1 protein-coding gene is annotated in these 957 nt (G+C 38.1%); it reads left to right on the top strand.

The genetic code is table 11. From position 1 onward, the window contains the following. The coding region (locus P20652_RS19275; RefSeq protein ID WP_202799047.1) for an HET-C-related protein at positions 1–957 on the top strand (957 nt) is incomplete at both ends.

The raw sequence follows: 957 nt of genomic DNA, 5'->3' as shown, positions 1-957 counted from the left end.
GCTGAGTAACGTTGGTGCCGATGCAAAACAAGACGAAGGCGCTATTTTTGCTTATCGTTTATTAGACCTAGAACTATTTCAGTCTAACAGTATTGAGATAGGAACTTTGAGCTCACCTGACTCGTCAGGCCCTCTCATTTACGATAATGCGAATATTGCAAACATGCTCAACAATGTAAATCAACAGCACCAAACTGATGATGGAATGGCTAAACAGTTTGAGTTTTTTGGTGCCGGCACGGGAGATGATAAAAACCCAGCATCGTATGGTCACCGCTCAATAGAATTTGTATTGGCAGATCTAGATTTTAAATCTGAGACTGATTTACCTATTATATATTTTGGTAATTGGTTACGAGATTTTTCTCAATTTATTGATCCCGCTATAGTAAGACCAAGTAAAGACGTTTTAAAACGCTTACAAAATAGCGGCCACTTAAAACCAGAACTTGACACAATTAGGCTTTCTCGTAATGCGCTTACTGAGTTGGTAGCTATTCTTGCTTTGAAAGAGTTTAGTCGCTTTGGTGAAGATATTGGTAAATTCTGTTACAAGTACGTTACCCCCCAAACACTTGGGGTGTACCGCGCCGAAGAACATATGGATAATCCTAAATCTGAAACCAATGGCCAATTTGATAACAGCATTATTGATTCAGACTTTGCTAAACCTTACATTGAATCGCAAATAGCAATAAACCCATTAACTGGGCTTAAAAATTATATTAATACCCCTGTAGCAGGCCAGTCTTTTGATACTGCTGTACAGTATATGACAACACAACTACAATTAGCCATGCAGTTTGGCGATACTAATAAAGGCAAAATTCATTTTGGCCAAGCACTTCATGTGTTAGAAGATTATTTTAGCCACTCAAACTTTATTGAAGTAAGCATTATTAAGTTAGGAAAAGAGGGCCGCTTTGCAACAGAAGATCTCAATCAACTTGCCTCACA

This window comes from Pseudoalteromonas sp. BSi20652 (assembly GCF_000239855.1).
In the GTDB taxonomy this organism is placed as follows: Bacteria; Pseudomonadota; Gammaproteobacteria; order Enterobacterales; family Alteromonadaceae; genus Pseudoalteromonas.
Note: the sequence above shows the minus strand (reverse complement) of the source record. Positions and strands in the feature narration are given on the sequence as shown.